General features: G+C 58.8%; 22 protein-coding genes. 7 read left to right on the forward strand and 15 right to left on the reverse strand.

Annotated features, from left to right (window positions below):
- Window positions 1-127 precede the first annotated feature (127 nt).
- From C0039_RS02820 to C0039_RS02845, 6 genes are all read right to left on the reverse strand, one after another.
- Window positions 128-796 carry an exonuclease domain-containing protein gene (locus C0039_RS02820; RefSeq protein ID WP_076000623.1) on the reverse strand — a complete coding sequence of 223 codons (669 nt, stop codon included), beginning with the start codon at window positions 794-796 and terminating at the stop codon, window positions 128-130.
- Entirely contained in the window at window positions 796-2,703 is a 1,908-nt protein-coding gene (locus C0039_RS02825; protein WP_101517177.1) for a DUF294 nucleotidyltransferase-like domain-containing protein, read from the reverse strand. Before C0039_RS02825 ends, C0039_RS02820 begins: the two co-directional genes overlap by 1 nt.
- An 8-nt stretch (window positions 2,704-2,711) precedes the next feature.
- Window positions 2,712-3,176, reverse strand: a complete 465-nt coding sequence (locus C0039_RS02830) for a hypothetical protein (protein WP_101517178.1) — start codon at window positions 3,174-3,176, stop codon at window positions 2,712-2,714.
- Window positions 3,177-3,469: 293 nt separating this feature from the next.
- Window positions 3,470-5,206 carry a sodium:solute symporter family protein gene (locus C0039_RS02835; RefSeq protein WP_076000621.1) on the reverse strand — a complete coding sequence of 579 codons (1,737 nt, stop codon included), beginning with the start codon at window positions 5,204-5,206 and terminating at the stop codon, window positions 3,470-3,472.
- A gap of 11 nt (window positions 5,207-5,217) precedes the next feature.
- Window positions 5,218-5,487, reverse strand: a complete 270-nt coding sequence (locus tag C0039_RS02840) for a DUF4212 domain-containing protein (protein ID WP_076000620.1) — start codon at window positions 5,485-5,487, stop codon at window positions 5,218-5,220.
- Window positions 5,488-5,580: 93 nt separating this feature from the next.
- Window positions 5,581-6,903, reverse strand: coding sequence for a DcaP family trimeric outer membrane transporter (locus tag C0039_RS02845; protein ID WP_101517179.1), 1,323 nt, complete (start codon window positions 6,901-6,903; stop codon window positions 5,581-5,583).
- Between the two features lie 152 nt (window positions 6,904-7,055).
- Here C0039_RS02845 and C0039_RS02850 point away from each other — a divergent pair, with 152 nt between their 5' ends.
- Both C0039_RS02850 and recQ read left to right on the forward strand, forming a co-directional pair.
- On the forward strand, window positions 7,056-7,898 hold the full coding sequence (locus C0039_RS02850) for a response regulator transcription factor (protein ID WP_243391540.1): 843 nt from the start codon (window positions 7,056-7,058) through the stop codon (window positions 7,896-7,898).
- Between the two features lie 51 nt (window positions 7,899-7,949).
- Window positions 7,950-9,752: a DNA helicase RecQ gene (recQ, locus tag C0039_RS02855; protein ID WP_076000618.1), complete on the forward strand. Its 1,803-nt coding sequence runs from the start codon at window positions 7,950-7,952 to the stop codon at window positions 9,750-9,752.
- Window positions 9,753-9,837: 85 nt separating this feature from the next.
- On the opposite strand, the gene C0039_RS02860 is transcribed toward recQ, so the two are convergent.
- Window positions 9,838-11,436: a sulfatase-like hydrolase/transferase gene (locus tag C0039_RS02860; protein WP_243391541.1), complete on the reverse strand. Its 1,599-nt coding sequence runs from the start codon at window positions 11,434-11,436 to the stop codon at window positions 9,838-9,840.
- A gap of 283 nt (window positions 11,437-11,719) precedes the next feature.
- Here C0039_RS02860 and arfB point away from each other — a divergent pair, with 283 nt between their 5' ends.
- Together arfB and C0039_RS02870 are read left to right on the forward strand one after the other, a co-directional pair.
- Window positions 11,720-12,139 carry an alternative ribosome rescue aminoacyl-tRNA hydrolase ArfB gene (gene arfB / locus C0039_RS02865; RefSeq protein ID WP_076000616.1) on the forward strand — a complete coding sequence of 140 codons (420 nt, stop codon included), beginning with the start codon at window positions 11,720-11,722 and terminating at the stop codon, window positions 12,137-12,139.
- 15 nt (window positions 12,140-12,154) lie between these two features.
- The gene (locus tag C0039_RS02870; RefSeq protein ID WP_101517180.1) at window positions 12,155-12,823 is read left to right on the forward strand and encodes an energy-coupling factor ABC transporter permease; all 669 of its coding nucleotides are present in this window, start codon (window positions 12,155-12,157) and stop codon (window positions 12,821-12,823) included.
- Between the two features lie 29 nt (window positions 12,824-12,852).
- On the opposite strand, the gene C0039_RS02875 is transcribed toward C0039_RS02870, so the two are convergent.
- The gene (locus tag C0039_RS02875) at window positions 12,853-13,986 is read right to left on the reverse strand and encodes an Rv3169 family protein (RefSeq protein WP_076000614.1); all 1,134 of its coding nucleotides are present in this window, start codon (window positions 13,984-13,986) and stop codon (window positions 12,853-12,855) included.
- A gap of 181 nt (window positions 13,987-14,167) precedes the next feature.
- Here C0039_RS02875 and C0039_RS02880 point away from each other — a divergent pair, with 181 nt between their 5' ends.
- On the forward strand, window positions 14,168-15,031 hold the full coding sequence (locus C0039_RS02880; RefSeq protein ID WP_076000613.1) for a heme-dependent oxidative N-demethylase family protein: 864 nt from the start codon (window positions 14,168-14,170) through the stop codon (window positions 15,029-15,031).
- Window positions 15,028-16,728 carry a TonB-dependent receptor gene (locus tag C0039_RS02885; protein ID WP_101517181.1) on the forward strand — a complete coding sequence of 567 codons (1,701 nt, stop codon included), beginning with the start codon at window positions 15,028-15,030 and terminating at the stop codon, window positions 16,726-16,728. Before C0039_RS02880 ends, C0039_RS02885 begins: the two co-directional genes overlap by 4 nt.
- A 10-nt stretch (window positions 16,729-16,738) precedes the next feature.
- Here C0039_RS02885 and C0039_RS02890 read toward each other — a convergent pair whose 3' ends face one another.
- Window positions 16,739-17,509, reverse strand: a complete 771-nt coding sequence (locus tag C0039_RS02890; RefSeq protein WP_076000611.1) for a glucose 1-dehydrogenase — start codon at window positions 17,507-17,509, stop codon at window positions 16,739-16,741.
- 185 nt (window positions 17,510-17,694) lie between these two features.
- Between C0039_RS02890 and C0039_RS02895 the strand changes: the two genes are divergently transcribed.
- Complete coding sequence (locus tag C0039_RS02895; protein ID WP_101517182.1) at window positions 17,695-19,431, forward strand: N-acyl-D-amino-acid deacylase family protein; 1,737 nt, start codon at window positions 17,695-17,697, stop codon at window positions 19,429-19,431.
- A 301-nt stretch (window positions 19,432-19,732) separates the two neighbouring features.
- Here C0039_RS02895 and C0039_RS02900 read toward each other — a convergent pair whose 3' ends face one another.
- The 6 genes from C0039_RS02900 to folE form a co-directional block, all read right to left on the reverse strand.
- Window positions 19,733-20,887 carry a pectin acetylesterase-family hydrolase gene (locus C0039_RS02900; RefSeq protein ID WP_101517183.1) on the reverse strand — a complete coding sequence of 385 codons (1,155 nt, stop codon included), beginning with the start codon at window positions 20,885-20,887 and terminating at the stop codon, window positions 19,733-19,735.
- A gap of 242 nt (window positions 20,888-21,129) precedes the next feature.
- The gene (locus C0039_RS02905) at window positions 21,130-22,533 is read right to left on the reverse strand and encodes an MBL fold metallo-hydrolase RNA specificity domain-containing protein (RefSeq protein WP_101517184.1); all 1,404 of its coding nucleotides are present in this window, start codon (window positions 22,531-22,533) and stop codon (window positions 21,130-21,132) included.
- A gap of 133 nt (window positions 22,534-22,666) precedes the next feature.
- Entirely contained in the window at window positions 22,667-24,709 is a 2,043-nt protein-coding gene (locus C0039_RS02910) for a molybdopterin-containing oxidoreductase family protein (RefSeq protein WP_101517185.1), read from the reverse strand.
- 97 nt (window positions 24,710-24,806) lie between these two features.
- Window positions 24,807-25,673 (reverse strand): formyltetrahydrofolate deformylase, encoded by an 867-nt coding sequence (gene purU / locus C0039_RS02915; RefSeq protein WP_101517186.1) that lies wholly within the window; start codon window positions 25,671-25,673, stop codon window positions 24,807-24,809.
- 107 nt (window positions 25,674-25,780) lie between these two features.
- The gene (locus C0039_RS02920) at window positions 25,781-26,020 is read right to left on the reverse strand and encodes a YgaP family membrane protein (RefSeq protein ID WP_076000606.1); all 240 of its coding nucleotides are present in this window, start codon (window positions 26,018-26,020) and stop codon (window positions 25,781-25,783) included.
- A 30-nt stretch (window positions 26,021-26,050) separates the two neighbouring features.
- On the reverse strand, window positions 26,051-26,734 hold the full coding sequence (gene folE / locus C0039_RS02925; protein WP_076000605.1) for a GTP cyclohydrolase I FolE: 684 nt from the start codon (window positions 26,732-26,734) through the stop codon (window positions 26,051-26,053).
- Window positions 26,735-26,811 lie beyond the last annotated feature (77 nt).

Consider the following 26,811-nt stretch of genomic DNA (forward strand, 5'->3'; position numbering starts at 1 on the left):
TGCTCAACCCCCTATGATACGCAACTAAGAGCTCTCGTGGACGGGTGGAGCTGAAAAGAAATGTAAAGTTGGGCGCCGGGCCTGGTTCGGAGCCTCAGGCGGCGGAGTCCGGTGACTCGCGCGTGGGCTACAGCAACTGCGCCAGGGTCAGTGGACGACCGACACTGCGACGTGAAGCCAGGGCGATCAACAGCTCAGCCGTAGCCAGGGCATCCAGCAGGGCATTGTGGCCATGAAAGTGGGGGAGGCCATAGCGATCACGGCAGCCCTGCAGTCTCAGCTCACCGGGCTTGAGGACGTGCCCTTCGCGATGCAGCAACTTCTCTTCCTGCAACAGGGTATCCACAACGGGCATCAGTATAGGTGCATTGAATTCGCGCCTGCTGATCTTGTTGAGAAAAGCCATATCCAGGGCCGCATTGTGAAAGACCAACACCTTGCCCGCGGCCACATCCAGAAAGCGGCCCAATGCGTGGTCCCTGGTGTTGGCGTCAATCAGGTCGTAATCACGTAAATTGTGTATCGTCGCGCTCTGCCCTACCGAGTTCTCGGCGCGAATCAGGTGGTGCTGTGCGGAACCCAGGTTGATGCCGCCATTCTCCACCACAACCCAGCCAACGCTGAGCAGTTCACCTGAGTTGGCGTCCATTGAGGACATTTCCGCGTCCGCGACCAGAAAGGAAACCGTCCGCCAGTCGCTCGAAGTGGATGGCAAGGGCGCCTGCCAGCATGCTTGCAGCGCTGTTCCCGCAATCCGGCGCTGGTATGCCAGACGCCGCATCCGCAGGTGCCACATTAGCCCATTCCCGCCCGGTAGGTTTGCCTGACTGAGGATTGGGCTTCATCGATGATGGTAAATGCATCGCGCAATTGCTCCTTGGCCATCTTCGGCAGGTCGCGGGGATTCACAAAGTTTGAGACTTTCTCGCCGCGGGTTATCTGCTCGCATTGGTGTTTTATACGTAGCTGCTGAATGTAGTGCAGGGCGTCCGCGAGGTTGCGGCTCCCGGCTATAGTGAGATGCTTTTCTGCAGCCAGCGCCTTGAGCCGCTCGTCGGTATTGACCGCGGCGATCTTGTGCGCCAGCGAATGCAGGCGCACGATCTCGGTCACCGGCAAAACGCCGCGCTTCTTCAGGTCCAGCTCAGACCGGTGCTCCCCATCCCTGTCCACCACGAAACGACGGAAGATGCCCAGCGGCGGCTTGGTGTCCAATACGTTGGCCGCCAGCGCTGCGAGAAAGATGGAGTTGCGCGAGGTCTGGTCCAGCATGGTTTCCTGCAGGCGCTGTGCGAGCTTGCAGTCACCGTATATACACCGTATGTCGAAGAAGATGCTCACCCGCATCACGGCAGCGGGCGTGGGCGAACGCGCCCATTTGCGCACCGTTTTCTGCCAGGTTGCCAGCGGCTGGCGCCACTCGTCGGTTTTGGCCATGATTCCACCGGGACAGTAGATGTATCCCACCTCGTCGAGTCCGTCGCAGACGAAATTGGCGACGTCCCTGTACCAGGACAGCTGCGCTTCGGTCACGCTGTCGTCGATGATCAGGCCATTGTCCTGATCGGCACCCAGTAGCTGCTCGGAGCGGGCCTGGGAACCGAAGCCGGTCCAGCACCAGGGCACCGGGGCCGGACCAAACTCTTCCTCAGCTAACTGGATCAGGCGCACGGTAATGGCATCAGAAATAGCCGTGAGCACCTGGCTCACCTGTTGCGCCAGCATGCCGGAGTTAACCCATTGCACCATGAGGTTGGCCATACCGGAGACCAGTTCCTTGATTGTCTGCACGTCATGCTGCCGGGAAATATGCTGCACCAGATATACCGGGTCGTCCTGCTTTGCCAGAATCAGGTCAGAGGTGGTGACAATACCGCGGGTGACGCCGTTAATCTTTACCGGCAGGTGATGGAAGCGACGTTGTGTCATTAACAGCGTGGTAGCAAAGATCGTTTCAGAACCATCTACACATTCAAGGTCCGGGGTCATGATCTCGCCGACCGGGGTAGCGGACCCCAGACCTTTGGCCACCACGCGTACCCGCAGGTCGCGGTCGGTGACAATACCCACAAGCACATCGTTGTCCACCACAAAAGCGGAAGACACGCGCCGCGCCGCCATGGCCTGGGCGACTTGTTGAACAGTTTCTGAAGGCGCAACACTGAGCAGGTTGGTGCTCATCACCGTGCGCACTTCCTGCATCATGGTATTGGGTTCAGGCTGATAGCGAGCCGCCCGGCGCAGGCGACGATTGCGCTGGCCGGAAAAATAGCGATCAAAATTGCGGTCCGCGTCGCGCAGTTGCCCGTAGACTTCATCGGGTACCAGATAACAAAGCGCGTCCTCAATCACAGTGGCAATCACCTCGCCACGCTCTGCATTCAGCCCCGCAATGTGAAAGCTCTCGCCCTCACCCAGGCGGTCGAGCAACTTGTTGTCGCTGTCACGCAGTTCTACCGCGCCACTGCGCAGAATGCGCAGGCCACGCTGCGGTGTCTGGGCATCGAAAACATCGCCCTGACAGTGATACTGGATGACAATGCGTGAGATGACCGGGTAGAGAATCTCCTGGGGGAGATCATTGAAGGGAAGAGTCTGCTGTATGAACTCAGCGATGGTAATCAGCTCGGGCGTCTCCAGGCCCGGGTAACTTTTTTCAGTACCGTCGCCACCTTTAATCGGGCTGGTCGTATCGTTGGTCATGCTCTGGCTCAACTCTCAGGCTGAAGGAAGGTGGTGGCCGCATCGGCGAAGTAGCTACTGCCCGCAGCCTTCGCTACCAGGCGGACGCGCTCATCCGCGGCGGGTTTCTCACCGAGGGCAATGCGCCACTCAAGACCCGTACCGTCCGAGGCGCGCATGGGCGATGGCTGGGGTTGCGCGTCAGTGGCGTCTACCGCCAGCACGACTCCCTCCAACGGATGCGACGCGGTGAGCAGAAACTCGGGCCCCGTGGGGTCTTCCTGCAAAATCAGGCGCAACTTGAAATCCCCGTTTTCAAGATCGCAGGCGCCGCTCTGGTAGCGACAATTACTTTTTTCCACCAGCGGGTAGGACTGTCCGGGCTGCGCCAGTTTTGGCTGCTCGCCGGTGAATTCACCGACAGCAAACCACGCTAGAACAGCAAGGATCGGCGCCACAATCATGGCGATAATAACGTGCTTGTTGGTGAACATTGATTGCTGTCTCTTCTATGTGGTTTTCATCATTCTGGCACAGGCACAGAGTGTCACGTAGTCTTTATCTTGATGGTCAGGCACAGGAACTGTCTTCGTCGTCCTCGCCTGCGCGGGAACGACGAGGCATATCGCCAGGACAACAACAAGGTAGCGGCATCGCGGGGCCACTCAACATCAACTGTTGCACGATCACCACTCAGAAAAAACCAGGGTGAATGGGGATTGGGCAAAAGTTACCAATAAAAAAGGGAGGCACCGCAAGCGATGCCTCCCGAGTCAGGACTTCTGGATCAGTGGCCAGTGGCCTCTCCGGCACCTACCGGCACACGAATGTGCTCTACAAGGTCCTGCACTTCCTGCGGTGGTGCTGCAGTAACTCTGGATACGGCGTAGGCAATCACAAAGTTCACCACAGCGCCAACACAGCCAAAGGCATTCGGCTCAATACCCATGAACCAGTTAGCAGGTGTGTCGCCCAGGAATGCGGTTCCAGGGATGAACATAATGCCCTTGTGCTGGAACACGTAGAACAGGGTGATGCTGATACCGCCAACCATACCGGCGATGGCACCTTCCTTGGTCACGACCTTGGAGAAGATACCCATCATCAGTGCGGGGAAGATGGATGACGCTGCCAGGCCAAAGGCCAGGGCCACCGTTCCCGCGGCAAATCCCGGCGGATTCAGGCCCAGATAGCCCGCCCCCGCAATGGCGAATGCCATGGCAACACGCGATGCGTTCAGCTCCGCTTTCTCACTGATGTTTGGTGTGAGCATACCCTTGAGCAAGTCGTGGGATATGGCCGAGGATATTGCCAACAACAGACCCGCCGCAGTCGAGAGGGCTGCAGCGAGACCGCCAGCTGCTACCAGCGCGATGACCCAGTTAGGCAACTTGGCGATTTCCGGGTTAGCCAGCACCATGATGTCGTTGTCGATCTTTACCATCTCATTGACGGCAGGATCAGCACTGTACTGGATGCGGCCATCGCCATTCTTGTCCTCGATCGCCAGCAGGCCAGTCTTCTCCCAGTTCTTGAACCACTGGGGCCGCTCATCAATCTTCAGGTACTCGCCCGGAGAGGGTTCGATAGTCTGGATCAGGTTCAGGCGTGCCATGCCGGCAACGGCAGGAGCCGTGGTGTAGAGAATCGCAATGAATACCAGCGCCCAGCCGGCTGAAGAGCGTGCGTCCTTCACCTTGGGTACCGTGAAGAAGCGAATGATGACGTGGGGCAAGCCCGCAGTACCAATCATCAACGACAGTGTGTAGGCGAACATATTAATGCCGCTCAGGCGCACGTTTGTCGTGTACTCCTTGAAGCCAAGATCCGTTACCACCATGTCCAGCTTGTCCAGCAAGTAGACATCGGTGCCGATCAACGTACTACCCAGACCGAGCTGCGGCAAAGGGTTGCCGGTAAGCTGCAGGCTGATGAAGATCGCGGGAATGGTGTAGGCCAGAATCAACACACAGTATTGCGCAATCTGTGTGTAGGTAATGCCTTTCATGCCGCCCAGTACCGCATAGAAGAACACGATGGTCATGCCCACATAAAGGCCGGTATCGTAATCAACTTCCAGGAACCGCGAGAAAGCCACACCGACACCCTTCATCTGTCCGATGACGTAAGTGACCGAGCAGATAATCAGGCAGATTACCGCCACAGCTCGCGCAGACTTGGAGTAAAACCGATCGCCGATGAACTCGGGCACGGTGAACTTGCCGTATTTACGCAGGTAAGGTGCAAGCAGCATGGCGAGAATTACATAACCGCCAGTCCATCCCATCAGGAAAACCGAGCCGCCGTAACCGCCATAACTGAGGGCGATAAGTCCGGCCATCGAAATAAAGGATGCCGCTGACATCCAGTCGGCCGCAGTGGCCATGCCATTCTGAATGGGGTTAATACCGCCACCTGCCACGTAGAAGTCCTTGGTAGAACCCGCGCGTGCCCAGATGGCAATGCCGATGTAGATGGCGAACGTAAAGCCAACTACGATATACGTTAACGTTTGAAGATCCATGTCAGGGCTCCCTATTCTTCTTCTTCCACACCAAACTCACGGTCCAGTGCGGCCATTTTTTTGGCGTAATAGAAAATCAGTCCTACGAATACATAAATAGAACCCTGTTGGGCGAACCAGAAACCGAGCTTGTAGCCGCCGATCTGGATCTGGTTGAGCACATCAAAAAGAATGATGCCAAAGCCGTAGCTGACCACAAACCAGATCACCAGCAGCTTGACCATCAAGGACACGTTGCGGCGCCAGTATTCCTTGGCCTGCTCATCATTTAACGGGGACATATACACCTCCTGTCGGTGTTTTTATCGTTTATTACCACCCGGATGGTACTCCGGGTGGCTGTTGCTTACTCTTAGACCTTGGTCTAGCGGAGGCTAGAAGGCGTACTTCACAGCGAACTGCAGACGACTCATGTCGCCGTCACGTCCGTCTTCCATCTCCTTGGTAGCAAAAATGTACTCGCCGCCCATTGAGTATCTGGGGGCAGGTGAGTACCACAGGCTGGCATGCGCAGACTGGTATTCCTTGGCCAAAGACCCTGCCGGCGCAAAATCGCTACCACCGGGATTGTCAGCGGCAGACATTGAAAGCGTGAATGAACTACTCCACTGGTCGCTCCAGTAATGCTGATAGGAAACAAATCCACCCCATTGATCGATGGTCTGAATACCACCGCTGGCATCAACGTAGCCATCATTGAAGGAGTTGAGACCCAGGTAACGACCGAGCGCGTCACCGTAGTTGAACATGAAGCGCAGGTCGTCCTTGCCAAACATCCATTTGCCCGAAAGGCTGAGGCCGTAGCCCATCTGCGAATCGTCTTGCGCCCCGTTGTCGTAGCTCAGCTCGCGCAGGATGCCGGCTGCTGACCAGCTCAGACCGCCCATGTTGCCGTTGTAGCGGGCCACCAGGTCGGGGATGCCTTCATGGAAGTCGTCAAAGGAGGTAGATAGAGAACCACCGTTGTCGAAGTTCAGACGCGTAGCTGGATTCTCCGCGGCCAGTTGCAGCCCGCCCATTGTCCAGCGAATCTGTGGCTGTCGGTTAAACAGGGTTCCCACGGGGCCAACGAAGTCAATCTGGTTGGGCAATGCGCCGACGTTAAAGAAAGTAGACCAGCTCTGGCCCGCCAGCAACGACTTACCCTCGTCGTAGTCCCACTTCACGAAGGCGTGACGCAGGCGCGAGTTCCAGGAGTTGGAGATTCGCTCATCACCGCCGGCGCCCAGCAGGAAGTCCAGTTCCACACGGGTGGAAATCTTGCCCGCGTCCGTGTCCGTTGCGGTAGTGAAGAAGAATCGCGAGGTCTTGGCGTGCATGTTCGTGGTGCTGTAAGACGAGCCTGAGCCACCTGAAACCGGAATCAGCGAGGGCACCAGGAAATCTTCGATCAGGTCGTTACCGGGCTTACCCTCACTGTAACTGGATGCGGCCATGTCCAACTGGATAAAGCCACCGTATTGGAACTTGGTTCCTTTCTTCGAGGGCCGGGCCTCTTCAATGTCCGCTGCGTTAACCACAGTGGCCTCCCGGGCAACAGAAGCTGCCTCACTGTTGGCGCTCACAAGTGATTTCAACTCCGCCAGCTGACGTTCCAGTTCGGCGATGCGGTCTTCGGTTTCACCAGCCATGCTCAGGCTGGCGGTCGACAGGGTTCCCAGGGTCAATAGTGCGGCGGCAATCGGTTTAATTCTCATAATTATGCTCCCTCTCTCGGTATTAGTGTGACGAGCGAGCACAGTATTAGGCCGTGAGCTTGCATTGACCCATTAGACCTTAGTCACAAAAGTGGCCTTTTAGCGACCAAAGTCTAATGTCGCACTTTGCCTCGGACCATTGAATCCATGACGTGTTTGCCACGCCTGCGGCCATTCTCTTGATCACTGTATTCAAGCGGGAGCCGCTCCCGGTGCTTTCCATCCTGCTCACGGTACGCCCGGCGCAGCAGTTGCCCCTTTACACGCTTGCCGGCGACCCCCAGAATAAGTGCTATAACAACAACGGATACAATGCATTGAGCTCTCAATCACTTTCCATCCTGGTGGCGGACGATCACCCCCTGTTCCGCAGCGCCCTGCAGCAGGTGATCGCACAGATTTACCCTGCGGCAAGCCTCTATGAGGCAGCCAGCGTCGCCGAGTTGCAGCTGGAAGTTGACCGGCACCCGGACATTGGCCTGTTATTACTCGACCTGCATATGCCCGGCGCACTGGGCTTCTCTGCGCTGTCGTGGTTTATCGGCCACCGTTCCAACACACCGGTCATCATGGTATCGGCCAACGCTCACCCGGAGACCGTACGCAGGGCCATCGACCACGGCGCCGCCGGATTTTTATCAAAGTCTTCCGGCGTGTCCGCCATGGAGGACTGCATCAACCGGGTGATGGCAGGAGAGAGAGGCCTGCACCCGGGACTGGATGCCAACGCTGCGGGTGCCAGCCTGCAATCACTGGATGTAGCCGATGCTCTCGCCAGTCTCACGCCGCAGCAATTTCGGGTGGCGTCCATGCTTGTTGAGGGCTTGCTGAACAAGCAGATTGCCTATGAGCTGGACGTAAAGGAAGCGACCATCAAAGCGCACATGACCGAGATATTTCGCAAACTGGGCGTACATTCGCGAACCCAGGCCGTTCTGGCCATGGGCACACTCTCGGTGGAAACACCGCAGGACCTCGCAGAGCCACCCGCCTGAGACCAGCCGGCGACCCTGCACGACGCGCAGCATCAGGTATACTTGCGCGCGATGAATGACGCTACCCAGATTCTACAGACCGTTTTCGGCTACGACACTTTCCGTCCGCCCCAGGATGAGATAATTGACACCGTCATCCAGGGGGGTGACGCCCTGGTGCTGATGCCAACTGGCGGCGGTAAATCCCTTTGCTACCAGATCCCCGCTTTGGTGCGCGATGGCTGCGCCGTGGTGATTTCTCCGCTGATCGCACTGATGCAGGACCAGGTCAGCGCCCTGCGCCAACTCGGTGTGCGCGCAAGCTTCCTCAATTCAACCCTGGACCCCGGTCAGGCGATGCAGGTGGAGGACGACTTGCAACGCGGCGATCTGGACCTGCTCTATATCGCTCCTGAGCGACTCACCCAGGAGCGCATGCTGGGTCTCCTGGAACGGGCCCCTATCGCCCTGTTTGCAATCGATGAAGCGCACTGCGTATCGCAGTGGGGACACGACTTCCGCGCTGACTACCTGCAACTGAGCCTCTTGCACCAGCGATTCCCCGATATCCCGCGTATCGCGCTGACCGCCACCGCGGATGAACGCACCCGGGAAGAGATCATCCGGCGTCTGGACCTGGAGGCAGCAAGGCGTTTCATCGCCGGCTTTGACCGCCCTAACATTCGCTACCGCATCACGCTCAAACACAATGCAAAACAACAACTACTGCGCTTCCTCAAGGAAGAGCACGCCCACGACGCCGGCATCGTTTACTGCCTGTCGCGGAAAAAGACTGAGGACGTTGCATTCTGGCTGCAAGAGCAGGGTTTCAAGGCCCTGCCCTACCACGCCGGCCTGGACGCCAGTATGCGCGCGGACTACCAGGCGCGCTTCCTGCGCGAGGAGGAAATAATCATGGTGGCTACGGTCGCCTTCGGCATGGGCATAGACAAGCCCGATGTGCGCTTCGTTGCCCATCTGGATATGCCCAAGACGGTGGAGGCCTACTATCAGGAGACCGGGCGCGCGGGGCGCGACGGTGCACCGGCCAACGCCTGGATGGTCTACGGCCTTCAGGACGTGATCAAGTTGCGGCAGATGCTCGATGGCTCAGAGGGAAGCGAAGAACACAAGCGCGCAGAGCAACACAGACTGAACGCCATGCTCGGGCTTTGCGAAATCACCTCGTGCCGCAGGCAAAGCCTGCTCTCCTACTTTGGCGAAGATCGGGACACGCCCTGCGGCAACTGTGACACCTGCCTGGAGCCGGTAACCACATGGGACGGCACGGAAGCCGCACGCAAGGCGCTGTCTGTCGTCTATCGAACCGGCCAGCGTTTTGGCGTAAACCACCTCGTCGATGTGCTGCGCGGCAGCGAAGGTGAGCGCGTCTATCAATATGACCACCACCAGCTAGCCACCTGGGGCGTCGGTAAAGACCTGGATAACAATCAGTGGCGCTCGGTGTTCCGTCAGCTGGTTGCCAGGGGATATCTGCGCGTGGACATGGATCGTTTTGGGGCCTTGTGCCTTGAAGAGCGATGCCGGGGGCTGCTGCGCGGCGAGGAAGTCATCCACCTGCGCAAGGATGTCACCCGCAAGAGTGCCAGCCGGCAGACCCGTAGCACACTGCCCGCTGATATTGATGTCGCGCTGTGGGAGGCGTTACGCGAGCGGCGCAGAACACTGGCCGAGGACCAGGGCGTTCCGCCCTACGTCATCTTTCATGACAGCACGTTACAGGAAATGTGCGTCGCCATGCCCCGCAACTCCACGCAGTTCGGCAGGCTCACCGGAGTGGGCGAGCGCAAGCTGGGGAAGTATGGTGATGCCTTTATCGACGTAATAGAGCGCCATCTGGAAGCAGCGGGTTAGTGTCCACCTGAACCGCGCCTGCGCGGGAATGATGAAGCCCTGAGAACGCCGAGCACCAAAACCCGGGCCTGTTAATGACGACCGGCTAGCGGCAGATACCACCGCCGGCAAATCGATATGGCTCACAGTTATAGATCAAACGGCCGGCCTCGCCATGTTGCCAGTCCAGCGGCTTCAGGGCATGTGCCGGTGGCATTCCTGTGGCAGATGTATCCTGCGTTTCCTCAACAGAACGCGGATAGGTCGCCCAGTCCTTCGGTGCCCGCCAGCCCGGCGGCGGCACCAGTTCCGAACGTGCACCGGCTACCGGATGCAGAGTACGCCAGTAGTGGATTTCCCCTGCCAGCTTTTCCACCACGGCCGGGTGCTCCGCGGCAAGATTGTTGTATTCGTTAGGGTCTTCATCTATCCGGAACAGATAGTTTGTCACCGTCGCCGACAGCAGGCCCTGCTCGATTTCCTGCACCAGTTTCCAATGATCGTTGAACGCGGTGAACATAAAGGACCCACGAATGGGTGTCTCCGAGGCGAAAAACAGCAAGTCTTCACGCGGCTGCCGTTGGCCCCGGGATATCGCCGGCCACATGCTGCGGCCATCCATTTCAAATTGATCATTGCGAGGCTGGACACCCGCAGCCTCCGCGAGCGTCGGGAACACATCCATGGCACTCATGATCTGCGGCATCTTGCTCCTGGCCGGCAGGGTCTGCGGCCAGCGCAACAACGACACCACCCGAATGCCTCCCTCCCAGGTTTCTCCCTTGCCACCGCGCAGGGGAACGTTATCAGCCCCACCGGTGGCATATGCAGCGCCGCCGTTGTCGCTGAAAAACAAGACGATGGTATTGTCCGCTATTGCCTCGTCATCTAGCGTGGCCAGCACCCGCCCGATAGCGCGGTCCATGCCCTCCACCACCGCGGCATACATGGGCCGTGCACCTGGAATGCCAGACAGCCGGGCGAGCATCCGCGATTCATCGGTGTGCTTGCTGCGCGCGGGCTGGCGACGGTCGTCCATTTCAGCATATTTCTGTACCAGGTCATCAGGTGCATCCAGAGGCGTATGGGGTGCGATAAACGGCATGTAAATAAAGAAAGGCTTATCCCGTTCCCGCTCGCGTATGTAGCGCGACACCTCGTCTGCCAGAAGATATGACTCGTAACCGTCACGCTCTATGGACACGCCGTTTTCCTGGAAGTCCTTGCCGTCCTGGTTGGCAAAGGGCGGGAAATAGCCAACCTCAGTGTGCAGGTGCCCGTAGAAATGATCAAATCCACGTGCATTGGGGTGGTAGGCCTGCAGCGCATGACCCAGATGCCACTTACCGACCATGGCCGTCTGGTAGCCAGCCGCCTGGAAACTCTGCGGCATGAAGTGCTCTTCGGGGTGGATCCCGGCGTTGGTCCACGGCCAGATAACCGCATAGGAGACACCCAGGCGCATGGGATCGCGCCCGGTCATCAATGCGGCGCGGGTAGGTGAACAGATGGGCGTGGTGTAGAACCGTGACAGCTCCATACCCTCCGCCGCCAAGCGGTCCAGTGAAGGCGTATCGATATCGCCACCATGAAAACCAACGTCGGACCAGCCCAGGTCGTCGGCCACGATGATAATAATGTTGGGCCTCTCCATCGCCACAGCAGACAGGGACAGGCAAAGCAGGCCCAGGAGCAGAAAACGCAAAAGATCACCATACTGTTTTACTTATTATCAGGTGATCAGTATGCCACAGGCGTACGCGCGCGGATCAGGGGCGCAACGCCGACGTGGGGTTTTACCCGGTCAGCGCAGATTCCTGAACTGCCTGACCTCACCGTCAATCGTTGTTTGCCCAGGCAGGTGCAGCCAGCGCACCATTTCGTTGCTATCATATGGCACATGCCGACAACGGCTGTCGCTCGATCAGCAGGAGTGCGCGGTTGTTTTCAACTGCACACAAACCCGCGGTACCCCCGCCCGCTTAGTCATGAAAGTACTGCAAATCTCTTCTAACGTTGCCCTGTCGCTTGATGAAATCGACATCCAGGCTATTCGCGCCCAGGGTGCCGGCGGACAAAACGTCAACAAGGTCTCCTCTGCCATTCACCTGCGTTTTGACATCGGCGCCTCTTCGCTGCCCATGTTTTACAAGGAACGCCTGCTCAAACTGAAGGACTCACGCATCAGCAGCGACGGCGTGCTCGTCATCAAGGCCCAGCGTTTTCGCAGCCAGGAGAAAAACCGCGACGACGCACTCGACAGGCTGCGCGCCATCATCACCAGCGCGGCGGCAACACAGAAGGCTCGACGACCGACCAAACCCAGCCGCAACTCCCAGAAAAAACGCATGGACAGCAAGACGCGTCGCGGCCAAATAAAGAACCTGCGCGGCAAAGTGCGGGACTAACCGCGGGCTAGCCGAATGTTTATCGATTCAGCCTTGATCGCACAGCCCCTGGTCTGGTGGAGTATTGCCGTGGCCGCGCTGGCACTGCTGCCCTGCCTGCGCTTTGCGGATTGGCGGGCAATGTGGGAAGTGCCACTGCGGCAGCATCTGCTGTTTGCCAGCCTGCTGTTTCTGGTTCTGCTGTGGCTGATTTCGGTGCGCATCTTCGACGGTCTGTGGCTCCACTTCATGGGCGTGACCACGGTAACCCTGCTGGTGGGCCTCAGGTTCACACTACTGGTGGGCGCCCTGGCCAGTTGTGCCTATGCCCTGCTGATCAGCCAGCCGTTGACTGCAGCGGCACCCGCGTGGTTGGTCACAGTGCTGGTGCCTGCGCTATTGTCCAGGCTGCTGGTGGTCTGGCTGCGCCGGCGTCCGCAGAGCAACCTGTTCATCTACCTGCTGGGCGCGGGATTTGGCGGCGGAGCCCTGTCTGCACTGGGCCTTGCCGCCGGAAGCCTGTTGTTACTGGAGCTGAGCGGGGATCACAGGCGTGTCATGGCGGCGCTGGAGAACTGGCCGATGATCACCCTGGTGATGTTCCCCGAGGGCTTTATCAACGGCATGGTGCTGAGCGTCATCGTGGTGCTCAATCCGGAAGCGGTGAAAACCTTCGACTCGGATAAATACATGGGGGAAGGCTGACCCATCGCCTTCCCCGGTACGGCATGGCGTCAGGATTCGACCGCCCCGTCAAACCAGTCAGCGAATCCATAACTTCGGGATGGCCCAATGTGCAACTGCTCCAGTACGCCGTGACCCACCTTGTCGCCGCAGCGGGCGATCACAATCTGCTGTACGTGCAGGTTTTCCAGTGCCAGGGGATCGAGCTCGCTGTCCGTCCAGCTTTCTCCGCCTATCACCAGTTCCCCGTGCCATTTACCGTGACCCCACTCCGGGTGCTGATATCCCAAACCTTTCATGCGGTGCACCAGAAGCGGCTCCAGCGTCACTTCCATACTCTCGCCTGACCTGTCGTGCATGGTAACCACCGCCGAGCTGGCTCGCCGCGTACCTGCAACGTTGGTCACCTTGTGTTCTACTTTGCCCTGCCAGGTGCGCGCGGCCGGATCCACGGTACCGGGAATGTCTTCCATATTGGCGTAAACGGGCAGGAAGCCCTGGTCGGTATGCCACTGGTGACCTTCCGCATCCTCAAACCAGCCGGCAAGGCTGCACTCGTCTTCCCAATGGATAGGCATCCAGTTGAAATGCACTGCCTGAAATTCTGACAAGGGCGCACCGCCGGTATAGGCATCACCCACGGGACGGATGCCCCATGAGCGATCCTTGATACCGAAGGTGCTGGCACCGTCTACTTTCAGCTCCTGGCCATCATAACGAATCCAGCCAGACCAGAAACCGAACTGATCGAGGCGCGTGGCGTCCATGACCACGTGGCGTTCGTTGCGTAAGGTCTGGCGACCCTCTTCAATACAAGCGGTACGCGGAGTGAACACCAGGTCGCAGGAAATACCGGTTTCGTTCTCTGCGATCACCAGGCGATGACGACCCATGGGCTCGAGAATCTGCAGCGCCATCGGGCCGATAGTCAGGTCCGTCGGTTCCTGGGGGGCGCGGCACGAGCCGTGAAAGGCATACTGCCTGCCACCGATCGCCAGACTGAGGCTGCCGTCGAGAATGCCGAGATTGGGATAGCGACACAAACCCACACCAAAGTAGAAGCTGCCATCACGCGCGTGCGCGTTATACCAATAGCGGTCGTAGTGAAAGCGGTCACTGGAAGCGGTTTGCATGACCGGCTCGGCGGTCTGGTGTATCGGGTAATCGTCGAATCTGGAAAGCATGATAGCCCCCTGTTATTTTAGAATGCCTTATATCGTAGATAAGCCGGCGGCTCGCCGCCAGCCCGCCCGGCCTGATTGTGACCGGGGGTCTGCATGCTTGACCCGGCTGAACATTGTGCCGCGGCGACAAACATACAATCACATGGCCCCGCCAACTCCGCCGGGCCTATAATACGTTCCCATGCTCTATGACAATAACCGCCCCCGCTACCTGCCGCATATGGACAACCCCGAGGTTCTGCTGATGGGGCTTTCTCCCATGGAGCCTGGCGCATGGATAGAGACCGATAGCGAAATCCATCGTTATTATCAGCACAAGCTGCAACAGCGCAGACTAAACGCAGAGGCAGTGTACCGGGCGTCGCCGGCATCCCTGCCGGCACAGCACGAGTTGGCGCAACTGCTGCAGAATCACCTGCTCAAGGAACAAAGCGGTAACTACCAACTGGCAAACGGGCAGCTGCACTGCCTGCCAGGCAACTTCACAGCTGACCTGGACGCAGCAGAACCCCTGTGGAATGCCTCTCTTTGGGTCGCCGACGACCTGGTCATCATGGAAAGCGTTGATGACCAGTACACGCTGACTGCAGCAAGCCTGTGCAGCCCCAGCCACTGGAACCTGGCCGAGAAATTTGGTCGTCCCCTGCGCGAGATTCACGACCCCATACCCGACTTTCACCCGGCGTTGAGCGACAAGATCGATCGTTTTTTTGCGCACTTGCGGCCCAGTCATCCAGTGGTGCGATTCAACTGGGCGCTGCAAGCTGGTGATGCGCTGAACCAGCTGCCGCACCAGCAACCACGGGTGGAGCGCGAGACTCCCTTGTTTTATCGCTGTGAGCGCCAGTCATTGCTGCGCCTGCCGGCGACCGGCGCCATCGCCTTTACCATTCGCGTATACCTTCATCGACTGGAGTTGCTGGCGGATATCGAAGGTGCGCTGCCAACCTTGTTTACCGCGATAGAAAGTACGCCCACCGCGCTCTACCAGTACAAGGGTTTCGATGAACTCGCTCCCGCGCTGGAAAAATACCGCCCGGCATGACACCGCGTCGACACACGATGATATCGCTGTTTGGCTTATCCATGGCGCTGCCGGCCGGCGTGGCACAAGGGCTGGAAGAACACGTGATTGATGCCAGTCCATCCCCCATACCCCTGTTACAGGCACCGGTCGCCGCGACGGTGTTCAATGCGATCGAGCTGGACCTTTTCGGTGTCAACACGATCCCAGAATTGGCACTGCGCAGCCCCGCGCTCATTGCCTACGGCCATGACAGCAGCCTGCAGCTGCGTGGTATAGGGAGTGCATTTCCCCTGTCCGGGGTCGCTCCGGCTGTTGCGCTGTTCAGTGACGGTGTCTACCTGGGCGGATCCGCACAGACCGATGTCGCTAACTTTTTTGACCTCGAACGCGTGGAAGTTATTCGCGGCCCCAGCGGAGCGCACAATGGCTACAATGCGGTCGGCGGGGCAATCAACCTTTACTCAGCAGCGCCAACGGCAACATGGCAGAGCAAGGTGGTGGCCGAATTGGGCAGCGACGACTACCGCGCCCTGCAGGGCCTGATTCGTGGCCCCATCACCGACCAGTTCTCCATGTCCGTCGCGGGTTCTACCCTGGAGCAGTCGCCATGGGGGGGACAGGGGGCGGGCACCACAGGAGAGCGGGACAACCAATACCTGCGTGGCACTTTCACCTATCACTGGACCAACCTCTGGTACTCCACATTGCAGGTTATGCGCAGCGACAGCGGCGACAGTGACCTGGAGAGCGCCTATCTACTCAACGAGATTGCACTGGGCGAACAACGCCTGAAGTATCTGGCCTCCTCGACCCGACGTGACCGGAACCGGGAGAGTGAGTTCGCTGCGCACGAGTTGAGTTGGTATTCGGACTTCGCGGGTCGATTCAACTTTGATAACGGCCTCTCCTGGCACCGGCGCGATGATAAGCCCTCCCTGGCGCATGTATCTGAGACGACCGCGCTGTCGGCGTGGACCCGCCTGCACTGGTCCCTGAGCGCGGCGATGCAGCTACGCGGCGGCCTGCGCTATACCGACGAGGAGAGTAAGGCCAGGCAAACCCGGCGCGATGGCTACTGGGACTGGCACCTTGGGCTTGATTACGAATGGCGTGGGCAGCTACTTTATGCAACAGCCAACAGTGGTCACGGCAGCGTGGACGCAGAGACCGCGCAGGAGCCCGCTGATAAACCGGACACGCTGGCCGCACTTGAACTGGGGCATAAAGGCCAGTACCTGAACAATCGGCTGCAAACGGCGACGGCAGTCTACTACTACGATCTTGACGACCTGGAGAGCGGACGCGGTCACGCCAGCGGAGTGGAAGCAGAGGCACGCTGGGCATGGAGTCCGCATCTGGAACTGGGTGGCAGCTGGGCCCAGAATAATGGCGCCCTGCCGGCACCTCGCAACCAGCTGGCCGTGTTCACTGCAGTGCGGTGGCGCTGGGGATGGGTACGCATGGAGGCAGTGCTGGAGTACCTGTACCGGGACGCATACTGCGTGCAGGAAAATCTGTGCCTGCGATCCGCGAGGCAGTGGGATGGCAGCCTGAGCGCCAGCTACGGTTTATGGCGGATAACCGCCTATGCAGACAACCTCAGTGACGAACAAACGGCCCGCGATCCACGGACCGCGCCGCAGCAGGAGCTGCCGCGCGCTGTCGACACCAACTCGCCCCGTTCAATAGGCCTGCGGCTGGTATACCAGCTCTAGCAGGACACGTTCAGGAGCAGGGCATGCCCGGGTTACGCATGCCCGCGAACCAACCGCCGTCGGCGACAAACTCGGTACCGGTGCTGTAGCTGGCCTCGTCGGTGGCCAGAAACAAGGTCACATTGGCTACCTCTTCCGGCTGCCCGACACGCGGTATCGGGAAGTTCTTGTATACAGACTTGTTCATGTCCTCTTCAGACAACACGCCTTTACCACCCATTTCGGTAAATATGCCACCGGGATGCACGCTGTTGACACGGATCCCGTACTGCCCCAGCTCAATGGCGGCAGAGCGGGTGAGACCACGCAGGGCCCACTTGGTTGACGAATAGGCACTGAGCCCGGCGGAGGAATGCAAGCCGTCAATTGATGACACGTTGATGATAGAGCCACTCCCCGCCGCCTTCATCGGGTTGATGACAGTGCGAATCCCCATGAAGGCACTGAGCTGGTTGACCTTGACTACCCGCAAGTAATCCTCAGGCGTGGTGTCCAGAATTGACGCCATGTGCAGGATTCCGGCGTTGTTTACCAGTACATTCAGCGGCCCCAGCGCCTCGGCCGCGGCGACCGCGGCGTCCCAGTCTTCCTGGACCGTGACATCGAGGTTACAGAACACCGCTGCCTCACCCAGTTCGTCGGCCAATGCCTGGCCTTGCTCCACAAGAATATCGCCTATCACCACCCTGGCGCCGTGCTCCACAAACAGGCGTACGGTTGCCTCGCCCATTCCCCGGGCTCCGCCGGTTACGATTGCCACCTTACCTGCAAGACGCTGCATTGTTGTCTTCTCCATTCACGATTAAGCGACTCAGTATAAAGGCGAGGCCCCCGCGATCCGGTCCAACAGATTGCACCAACCGAGAATCCACTCGCATCGGCTTCCGGGCGCTTATCGTATGCTAGTGAATTTAATGTGGGCCCGGCGTATGGTATCTACCGGATTCCAGCACAGGAAATGCCCCTATGTACGACCTGCTTATTCGTAATGCGCAAATTGTAGACGGTACCGGTCGCCCTGCTTTTCAAGGCGATCTCGCCGTAACGGATGGCAAGATTGCCGCCGTGGGCACCGTCAGCGGTGAAGCTGGAAGAGAGATTGATGCCGGCGGGAATCTGCTGACCCCTGGCTGGGTAGACGTTCATTCACACATGGACGGCCAATGCACCTGGGACCCCACCTGCAGCCCGGCCGCAAACCACGGCATCACCACACTCATCATGGGAAATTGCGGCGTGGGCTTTGCGCCCTGTGAACCCAGCGACGCGGCCCATGACCGGCTGATCTCGGTGATGGAAGACGTAGAGGACATCCCCGGTTCCGCACTCCATGAGGGGGTCAGCTGGGACTGGGAATCGTTCCCCGAGTACCTCGATGCCGTGGAGAAATTCCCCCGGGCCATCGACGTGGGCGCCCAGGTGCCACACTGCGCGGTGCGCACTTACGTGATGGGCGACCGCGGCACCAACAACGAAAAAGCCAGCGCAGATGACATCAGCAAAATGGCGGACATCGTGCGCGAGGGTATTCAGGCCGGCGCGCTGGGTTTCACTACCTCTCGCACAGAGCTGCATACCACGCGGGAAGACCAGGCCATGCCCGGCACTTATGCAGACGAGGACGAATTGCTGGGCATCGGTAAGGTAATCGGCGAAATGGATGGTAAAGCCATCTACGGCGTGGTCTCGGACTGGAACAACTGGGAAGAGGAAATGGACTGGATGAAGCGCCTCTCCATTGCCAACGACTGCCAGATCAATTTTGTGCTGTTTTTCCGCGAGGAATCTGACTGGCCGCGCGTGCAGGCGCAGCTGGCATACGTACGCGAGGCCGCCAGGGAGGGTGCAAAACTGATCCCGCATGTAGGCGCCAGGCCCGTTAACCTGCTGCTGTCCTGGGACGGCACCATCAACCCGTTCAGCTTTCACAGCAACTACGCAGCCCTGTCGATAATGCCGTACGCAGAGCGGCTGGCAGAACTGCGCAAGCCCGAGGTGCGCGCAGCGATCATCGCTGAAGAGCTGCCGCTGATGGGTGATGAATTCATGGATACCATTATCGGTGGCTATGACAAGCTCTATGAACTGGGTAGCCCGCCAAACTATGAGCCCGCTCCGGAAGACAGCATCGCCGCCAGGGCGGCCGCGGCAGGGGTGTCACCACAGGAACTTTGCTACGACCTGATGATGGAGCGCGATGGCAAGAACGTCATCTACTTCCCCTGTTTTGGCTATGGTGCCGGCAACCTCAGTCGCCAGGTGGAACTGCTGGAGGATGAAAACACTGTTATATCACTGGCTGATACCGGCGCCCACTGCGGCGTCCTCTGCGATGCCAGCGTACCCACGCAAATGCTCTCTTACTACGTGCGTGACCGCCAGCGTGGTCCTCGCTTCGGACTGGAAGAAACCGTGAAGATGCAAACCCTCGATACTGCTCGCTGCGTTGGCCTGGAAGACCGCGGCACGCTGGAAGTCGGGATGAAGGCGGATCTCAATATTATCGACTTCGAGGCATTGCAGCTGGAGGCACCGGAAATCATCTTCGACCTGCCCGCCGATGGAAGGCGAATGTTCCAGGGGGCGAAAGGCTACATTGCCACTATCGTCAGCGGTGAGGTGATCATGGAGAACGGACGCTACACCGGCGCGGTGCCTGGTACCCTGATTCGCGGCACACAGTCAGCGCCGGCCGCCGCCTGAGACAGTCATACTGGCAAGCCTTGCGCTTTGAGTTCTGGCGCCAACAAAAAAGGGGCCCCTGAAAGAGAGGGCCCCTTTTTATAAGGCTCTTCGCAGATTAGCGGGGTTGCTTAGTTGATAGACACTTTCCAGCTGAGCGGCCACCACGAATGGGGCAAGCCTTCCAAGGGCGTGGACGTTTGTTTTCAACCGAGGAAGGCTTACCCCATTCGTGGTGTCCGCTTTGTTTGAATGCCTCATCGTTTGAATGCCTCATTTCCCGCTAATGTGCGATGAACCTTTTATAAGCCTGTTACCGCAATCAGTCCTGTTCTGACTGCCAGTCCGGCGAATCGTCCAGCATTAACGAAATCCACTCCATCAGTGGTACACCGCCCGCGGTGCGATCCGGCTCAGCCTGCAGGAAGGTGTGGCCCACGCCAACAGGAATCCAGTACTTGCTGCGCTCGGGGTGAGCGTCTTCCAGCTGCTGCATCTCAGGGTATAGCGCCTCTTTCCACGCGTCGAAGCCGATCATCAGGAACGCCAGCGCAAAGGTAGGATCATCACTGTGGCTGAGCATGCCGCGGCGGACGTCCGGATCCTGGTCCATCTGCCAGACATGATAGTCGCTGAGGTGGCCGTCTTCAGCAATACATTCCGGGCAACTCTCGGGGATGAAGGCGCGCGAGTTCCAGTCATCGAACAACAGCTCCAGATACTCTGGCTGATCAGGGCGCGCTACACCGACGCCGGCATCGTTTACCACGTCAATGCGTACGCCGGGATACTGAAAGCGCACCAGGGGCAGCGCCTGGGTAGTACCCAGGCCACCGGCACTGGAACCCATCAAAACAATGCGACGGGGGTTGGGAAAGTTGGTCAGAGTCACATCCAGGCCCGCCGACAGGTTGTGCAAACCGCGCTGGAAGCGGTCTGCCTGGCCATCACCATCCGTGTCGTAATCAATGTCACTACCAAAGATACCGCCGTCGCAGTAATTGAAGTAGGCAACGTTATAATCTTTTACCGGGTTGTCCTGGCGATCCGGGTCCAGTATGCCGCTCTGGGGGATGCCCGGATCCGCATTGGGTGTCGCGGCGCACAGCTCAGACCAGCACGCACCGCCGCCCTCCAGGAAGATAAGCAGGTCTTCGGATCCCGCGTCCAGCGTGGACATGACGTACTCGGAGCCGTCCAGGCAGAGCGGCCCATCGCCCGCACCGAAAGTGTGATCGAGAATACTGCTGTTGTCGGGGTTTTCTTCTGACAACATAGGCGTGTATTCACCAATGTAGCGATTGATACCCTGGTCAAAGAGTTCCTGGAACGGCAATGGCTCCGGCTCTGGCGGCTGCCTGGGGCGGTCGCTGCTGTCAGAACACCCGGCCAGCAGGCCAAGGCTGAGCAAGCTGGCGACAAACAGTCCCCTGCCATGCAGAGGGCGATGAGAGTTGAGGGCGTGGTTCTTCTTCATAGTCTTTTCCTGGCGCCGGGGTCGGCCATCCTGTTGCGTTCTTATTAGTGTCAAAGCCATGAGCAGTCTGCACTTATACACTACGCATTTCAATGCATTCCGGATCGTCTCAACGGCTCAGACCTGTCACCTTGCGGTCAGCCTGTTCACTTAAAGCCGGGATGTCAGTACGCAAATGCGATTCAAAATGGCTTGCTGCTTACCGCCATCAATGCAATAGCCCTGATGGGCAATCGTTCACCTCAGTAAACGATACTCTGGCCGCGGGCAGGAACCTCGACCGCGAGGCCCTGCTCCTCCCAGAGCTTTTCTCGCAACACATCCTGGGCCCGCGGTTCACCGTGCACCAGCACGGCACGAGGCTGCGGTTGGAAGCTGGCCATCCAGCTCAGTAACCCTCCCTGGCCGGCGTGAGCAGACAGGCCACTGAGGGTCTCAATCTGGCATTTGATAACGTAGTCTTCGTCAAAAAGCTTCACTCGCTTCGCGCCATCGACCAGAATCCGCCCCAGCGTGCCCTGGGCCTGGTAACCGGTAAAAACAATAGTGTTGCGATCATCCCAGATACGCTGCTTGAAGTGATGGCGAATACGGCCGCCTGTGCACATGCCACTGCCGGCAATGATGATCGCCCCACCCTTGATGCGGTTAATCGCCATGGACTCTTCAGTGCTAATGGCCAGGTTCAGCGTCGGTAAAAACGTTTCCAGGGAACTTCTATGGGCCTCGCTCAGCTGGCGAACTTCGTCGCTATCAAGCAGCTCCAGCCAGCGGTCATATACCCGGGTCACCGCGATGGCCATGGGGCTGTCCAGAAACACCTGCCAGTTGTCCAGTTCGCCCTGTTGATGCAGGCAACCGAGATGGAAGAGGACGTCCTGCGTGCGCCCTACCGCGAAGGCGGGAATCATCACGCTGCCACCGCGGCGCCAGGTCTCACTGAGAATATCCCGCAGCTGATGCAGGGAGCTTTCTTCATCCCGGTGCTCACGGTCGCCGTAGGTGCTTTCCATCAGCACTACGTCAGCCTTCTTCAGCAACGTCGGTTCATTCATCAGCACTGAGTCACGCTTGCCCAGGTCACCAGAAAATACCAGTGTCTTCTGCTGTGACTGCTCGTTGACGATAACTTCAACGATAGAGGAGCCGAGAATATGTCCGGCGTCATGGAAAACCACCACCCCCGCCGGCCCAAGGTCCACACGCTCCCCGAAGGCATGCCCCCGGCACAGCCCGAGCACACCTTCTACATCATCCATGTCGAACACGGCTTCGATCTCGGGTCGCCCACGGCGCGCGTTGCGTATATTGGTGCGCTCCAGATCACGAAGGTAAAGCCCTACGGAATCGTGCAGCATGACATCCAACAGTTCGGCGGTAGCCCGGGTGCAAACGATGTCCCCCCTGAAGCCCTCATGATACAGCTTCGGCAGCATTCCGCAGTGGTCAAGGTGCGCGTGCGATAACAACACCGCGTCAATGCTGACCGGATCGAATGCGAAGGTCTCGTCCTGAATACGCTCCACTGCATCGCCGCCCTGGTGCATACCGCAATCCAGCAGCACCCTGCCGATCGCAGGCGACTCCAACAGGTGACACGATCCAGTGACTTCCTGGGCAGCACCGAGAAAGGTAATAGTTGCCATAGGGTTCTCCGCCTGATGATTTACCTTCACCGTAGCAACGCCCGCTGGGCGCCGCAATAAGCAACGCCGCTGATCTCTCGCGGACATGATCCTGATCATCCAGGGCTTATAAATCGCTGGTGGGAGTTGCGCCTCAGGCGCAGGGTTCAATATCCACCGTACAATCGTAGTAGCAGGCACCGCCTGCGATATCTGCCTTGTGGCCGGGAATCAGCGCGTTGACAGTCTGCCCGCTGGCACTCTCCCTGAGCCAGGCGCCCTTGGGCACAAAGACTGTACCGGGGCGTTGCCGTTCGCTGAACTTCAGCGGCAACTCAACATGGCCCTGGTCATTGTACAGGCGCACCGACTCACCCTCATTCAGTGACCGCTCGGCGGCATCCCGGGGGTGCATTTCACAGACCAGGTCGTCCCGCTGACCGTCGATACCACCAAAGGTTGAATTGATGCGTTTTTCGGATGCGGCGCTTATCAGGATAAATGCTCGCGGTTGTTGCAGCGGGCGAAAGGCTGGCAGCCCCTGACCGCACTGTGCCTCCAGGGTCGCGCTGAATAACTCGACCTTACCGCTGGGAGTCGCGGGCAGTGCATCGCGAAACATGACCGCGCCCTGTTGCGCGCTCATGTCCACAACCTCTCCGGCGTCCAGTTGACTGGGTCGGCGCCCGCCGAGCACCTCGCCGTCAGTGAAGAGAGCCTGGTCCATCAGTTGCTCATCGGTATCCCGCAGGGCGGGGTCAGCAAAACCGAAACGCACTGCCAGGCGGCGAAACAATTCCATGTTGGAGACCGCTTCACCAACGGGCGCAATCACCGCTGCGGTGCGCTGCAGGTAGTGATGCCCGTATGCTTTGTACAGGTCACCGTACTCCAGGTGGCTGGCCGCCGGTAAAATCAAATCACAGCAGGCCATGGAGTCGGTCATGGAGATATCCGAGCCCACCACGAACACGTCTTCGCTGAGCAGGGCCTGACGCATCTCGGCAGCACGCGGGTGCACCGCGACAGGATTGTGGTTGTATATGAATAAACCCTTGATCGGCAGTTCGGAACCGGGGTCCAGGATGTGTCGCGGAAGGTCCAGTACGTTAAATTCACGGCTGTCACCACAGCGCAATTGCGGGCACGCCAGGGCCTCATCGGCGACGGGGAAGAACCCGGACACATCACAAATGCCGGCACCACTGCTGCCAAGGTTGCCGGTAAGAGCAGGCAGGGCCATCATCGCCCGCAGGCCTGATCCGCCGTTTCGATTGCGCTCAGGGCCCACGCCCACGGAAATGATCGCGGGCGCGATATCACACCACCAGCGGGCAAACTGTGCAATGGACGCTGTACTCAGCCCGCAGAGCTGCGCTGCCCGTTCGGGCGTGTAGTAGGCCGCCTCGGCAAGAAATGCCTCCGCACCGTGCACGTGCTCGTCAATAAACGCATGGTCCAGACCACCCTGCTCCGCTATCAGCGTCGCCACGGCGTAAGCCAGCACCACATCTGTACCCGGCAGCAATGGCAGGTGCAGGTCGGCGTCATCGGCTATGCGCGTGCGCCGAGGATCAACCACCACCACTTTGGCACCGCGCTTGCGTGCGTCGCGAATCAGCGTGGTCAGATGCAGGTTGCAGGCGGTGATGTTGTTGCCCCAGATGACGATCAGGGCCGCCTCGCCAATTTCCGCGTAAGGCGTTCCGCCCACATCTCCGAATACGCTGTCCCAGGCCGCGCTGGAGACACCCGCGCACAGCGGTGAGGAGTCCACCTGACTGGCACCCAGTCGATTAAAGAAGCGCCTGTCCATGGACCGCCCGGCGAGTAGCCCCATGGGGCCGCCGTACGTCAGCGGCGCAATCGCCTGGGCACCGTAAGCATCAATGATTTCCCGAAACTGCTGATAGACAATATCCAGCGCCTCATCCCAGGTCACCGGCCGGTAGGCACCGCTGCCGGGTGGACCGTCGAGCACCATGGGCTGGCGCAGACGACCGTGGCCGTGAACCTGCCGCGGCATGGCCTGTGCGACCTTGGCGCAAATCTTCCCGCGGGTGAACGGATTGGCGCTGCTACCACGCACAGCGACCACTTTACCGTCCCTGCGGGTAACCGAGAGGCTGCAGGTATCGGCGCAGTCCAGTGGGCACACCGAGGGGAAGACCCCATCGGGGCTGACGGGTTGGTTCATCGCTCAGGCCCTCTTCTTTGTTCGTGCTTCGTTCTCTATTCGTGCTTCGTTCTTTCTTCGAAATAGCTTTGCGTTGGCGACAACGTTTGCGGCCAGACTAGGGATTGAAGACCACGGTTTTATTCCCACGCACAATCACCCTGTCTTCCAGGTGATAGCGCAACCCCCGGGACAGCACGGACCGCTCCACATCGCGGCCCAGGCGCACCAGGTCATCCTTGCTGCTGGCATGACTTACGCGCACCACATCCTGTTCAATAATCGGCCCCTCGTCGAGATCCTCGGTGACATAGTGACAGGTCGCGCCAATCAGCTTGACTCCTCGATCATGCGCTTTCTGATAAGGGTTGGCGCCGATAAACGAGGGCAGAAAGCTGTGGTGTATGTTAATCAGCTGGCCCGCGTACTGCGCGCACAGCCGTGGGGGAATGATCTGCATGTAGCGGGCCAGAACAATTGTCTCCCCGCGGTGACGACCGACGATGTCTTCCATCTCGGCAAACGCAGCGTCCTTGTCATCCTTTGCTACTGGCACGTAATGAAACGGGATGCCATGCCATTCCACCATGCTGCGCAGGTTCTCATGGTTGGAAATAACGCAGGGGATGTCGCAGTCGAGATCGCCGCTGTGCCAACGGTGCAAAATATCTGCAATGCAGTGCGATGCGTGACTGGCAAAGACAACAACTCTTCGCTTGCACTGGTTGTCGCGTAGATACCACTTCATATCGAAGCCCTGGGCCAGCCTGCCAAACTCGTCGGCAAAGCCGTCCAGGTCGATATCAAGATTCCTGACATCAATCACGTTACGCATGAAAAACCAGCGCTCTGACAAATCAGTATGGTTATTCGATTCCAGCAACGAGCCACCATGCGCGGCGACAAATGATGACACCGCTGCTACCAGGCCCACCTGATCGGGAGAAGATATGACTAAAGTATAACTCTGGGGAAACTGCGCCATGGTGAATAGGGTCTCTGCCTGCCTGAAGAGCAAACAGCTATTCTAACCCTGATGGGGAAGCAACAGATAGTCAGCACAAGCGGCGCTGACATTGCCCGCCGCTTTGATCAGGACTCAGCGGACTCCAGGGCGCAGGCCGGGTCTTTTTCGCCCCTGGAATCCAGGTCCAGAATGTACCAGAGGTAACAACGGGAAAAGATTCCGTTGAGAATAAGGAACAGCGAACATATAGCCACAAACCACTCAATGCCGTTGATGTGCTCGCGAGTGACCGTCAATAATGCCAGGGCGATGCCCAGCATCAGGCGGAACACTCGCTCTGCATTGCCCAGGTTGCGTTCTATCATCTTGCATATGCCTCCATACCGCGCCGCCGGTCAGGACGTGAGAAACTCTGCACGACAACGCTCGTCGTGACGGAACTGACCGCCCAGGGCCGAGGTACGGGTCGAGGAAGTGGCGTCCATCACCCCGCGTGCTTTCACGCAGTAGTGCGCGGCGTCGATGACCACGGCGACGTCTTCCGTTCCCAGCAAAGTCTGCAAAGCAACCATGATCTGGCGCGTCAATCGCTCCTGCACCTGCGGGCGCTGGGCGAAAAAACGCACAATGCGGTTGATCTTGGAAAGCCCGATCACTCTGCCCTTGGGCACGTAGGCAACGCGTGCGCTGCCATCAATCGTGATGAAGTGATGCTCACAGGTACTCACCAGGGTAATGTCGTCCACGCGCACCATCTCGTCCACGCCCATCTTGTTTTCGATAGCAGTCGCCTTCGGGAAGCGGCTGTAGTCGAGCCCGCTGAAGATTTCGTCAACGTACATCCTGGCGATGCGCTTGGGTGTATCGCAGAGGCTATCGTCGGTCAGGTCCAGCTCAAGTGCCTGGGCAATATCCACAAACGCATCGCGGATACGCTCTACCTTCTGGTCGCGAGTAAGGCCGTTGTGCAGCATCGGCGTTTCCAGGCCGTGCTCAACCAGTGCATCACGCACCCTGCGGGCGTCCTCGGACAAGGCCTGGACGGGGGCGGCAATGGACTCCATCAGTGCTGTCTTCATAAAGGGTACTCTCCGTGAATTCTTCGTATGTAGGCCAGCCCGCGCCGGCAGATATTTGTCATGCAAAATCAGAGTTA

Origin of the sequence: Pseudohalioglobus lutimaris (assembly GCF_002866825.1) — a bacterium.
Lineage (GTDB): Bacteria > Pseudomonadota > Gammaproteobacteria > Pseudomonadales > Halieaceae > Halioglobus > Halioglobus lutimaris.

Bases quoted from the DNA above. Each gene is read 5' to 3' on its own strand.
- folE (WP_076000605.1), bottom strand. From the start codon at position 26,734: ATGAAGACAGCACTGATGGAGTCCATTGCCGCCCCCGTCCAGGCCTTG.
- C0039_RS02835 (WP_076000621.1), bottom strand. From the start codon at position 5,206: ATGGATCTTCAAACGTTAACGTATATCGTAGTTGGCTTTACGTTCGCC.
- C0039_RS02820 (WP_076000623.1), bottom strand. From the start codon at position 796: ATGTGGCACCTGCGGATGCGGCGTCTGGCATACCAGCGCCGGATTGCG.
- C0039_RS02825 (WP_101517177.1), bottom strand. From the start codon at position 2,703: ATGACCAACGATACGACCAGCCCGATTAAAGGTGGCGACGGTACTGAA.
- C0039_RS02880 (WP_076000613.1), top strand. From the start codon at position 14,168: ATGCTCTATGACAATAACCGCCCCCGCTACCTGCCGCATATGGACAAC.
- C0039_RS02840 (WP_076000620.1), bottom strand. From the start codon at position 5,487: ATGTCCCCGTTAAATGATGAGCAGGCCAAGGAATACTGGCGCCGCAAC.
- arfB (WP_076000616.1), top strand. From the start codon at position 11,720: ATGAAAGTACTGCAAATCTCTTCTAACGTTGCCCTGTCGCTTGATGAA.
- C0039_RS02905 (WP_101517184.1), bottom strand. From the start codon at position 22,533: ATGGCAACTATTACCTTTCTCGGTGCTGCCCAGGAAGTCACTGGATCG.
- purU (WP_101517186.1), bottom strand. From the start codon at position 25,673: ATGGCGCAGTTTCCCCAGAGTTATACTTTAGTCATATCTTCTCCCGAT.
- C0039_RS02910 (WP_101517185.1), bottom strand. From the start codon at position 24,709: ATGAACCAACCCGTCAGCCCCGATGGGGTCTTCCCCTCGGTGTGCCCA.
- C0039_RS02870 (WP_101517180.1), top strand. From the start codon at position 12,155: ATGTTTATCGATTCAGCCTTGATCGCACAGCCCCTGGTCTGGTGGAGT.
- C0039_RS02845 (WP_101517179.1), bottom strand. From the start codon at position 6,903: ATGAGAATTAAACCGATTGCCGCCGCACTATTGACCCTGGGAACCCTG.
- C0039_RS02875 (WP_076000614.1), bottom strand. From the start codon at position 13,986: ATGCTTTCCAGATTCGACGATTACCCGATACACCAGACCGCCGAGCCG.
- C0039_RS02830 (WP_101517178.1), bottom strand. From the start codon at position 3,176: ATGTTCACCAACAAGCACGTTATTATCGCCATGATTGTGGCGCCGATC.
- C0039_RS02895 (WP_101517182.1), top strand. From the start codon at position 17,695: ATGTACGACCTGCTTATTCGTAATGCGCAAATTGTAGACGGTACCGGT.
- C0039_RS02920 (WP_076000606.1), bottom strand. From the start codon at position 26,020: ATGATAGAACGCAACCTGGGCAATGCAGAGCGAGTGTTCCGCCTGATG.
- recQ (WP_076000618.1), top strand. From the start codon at position 7,950: ATGAATGACGCTACCCAGATTCTACAGACCGTTTTCGGCTACGACACT.
- C0039_RS02900 (WP_101517183.1), bottom strand. From the start codon at position 20,887: ATGAAGAAGAACCACGCCCTCAACTCTCATCGCCCTCTGCATGGCAGG.
- C0039_RS02890 (WP_076000611.1), bottom strand. From the start codon at position 17,509: ATGCAGCGTCTTGCAGGTAAGGTGGCAATCGTAACCGGCGGAGCCCGG.
- C0039_RS02885 (WP_101517181.1), top strand. From the start codon at position 15,028: ATGACACCGCGTCGACACACGATGATATCGCTGTTTGGCTTATCCATG.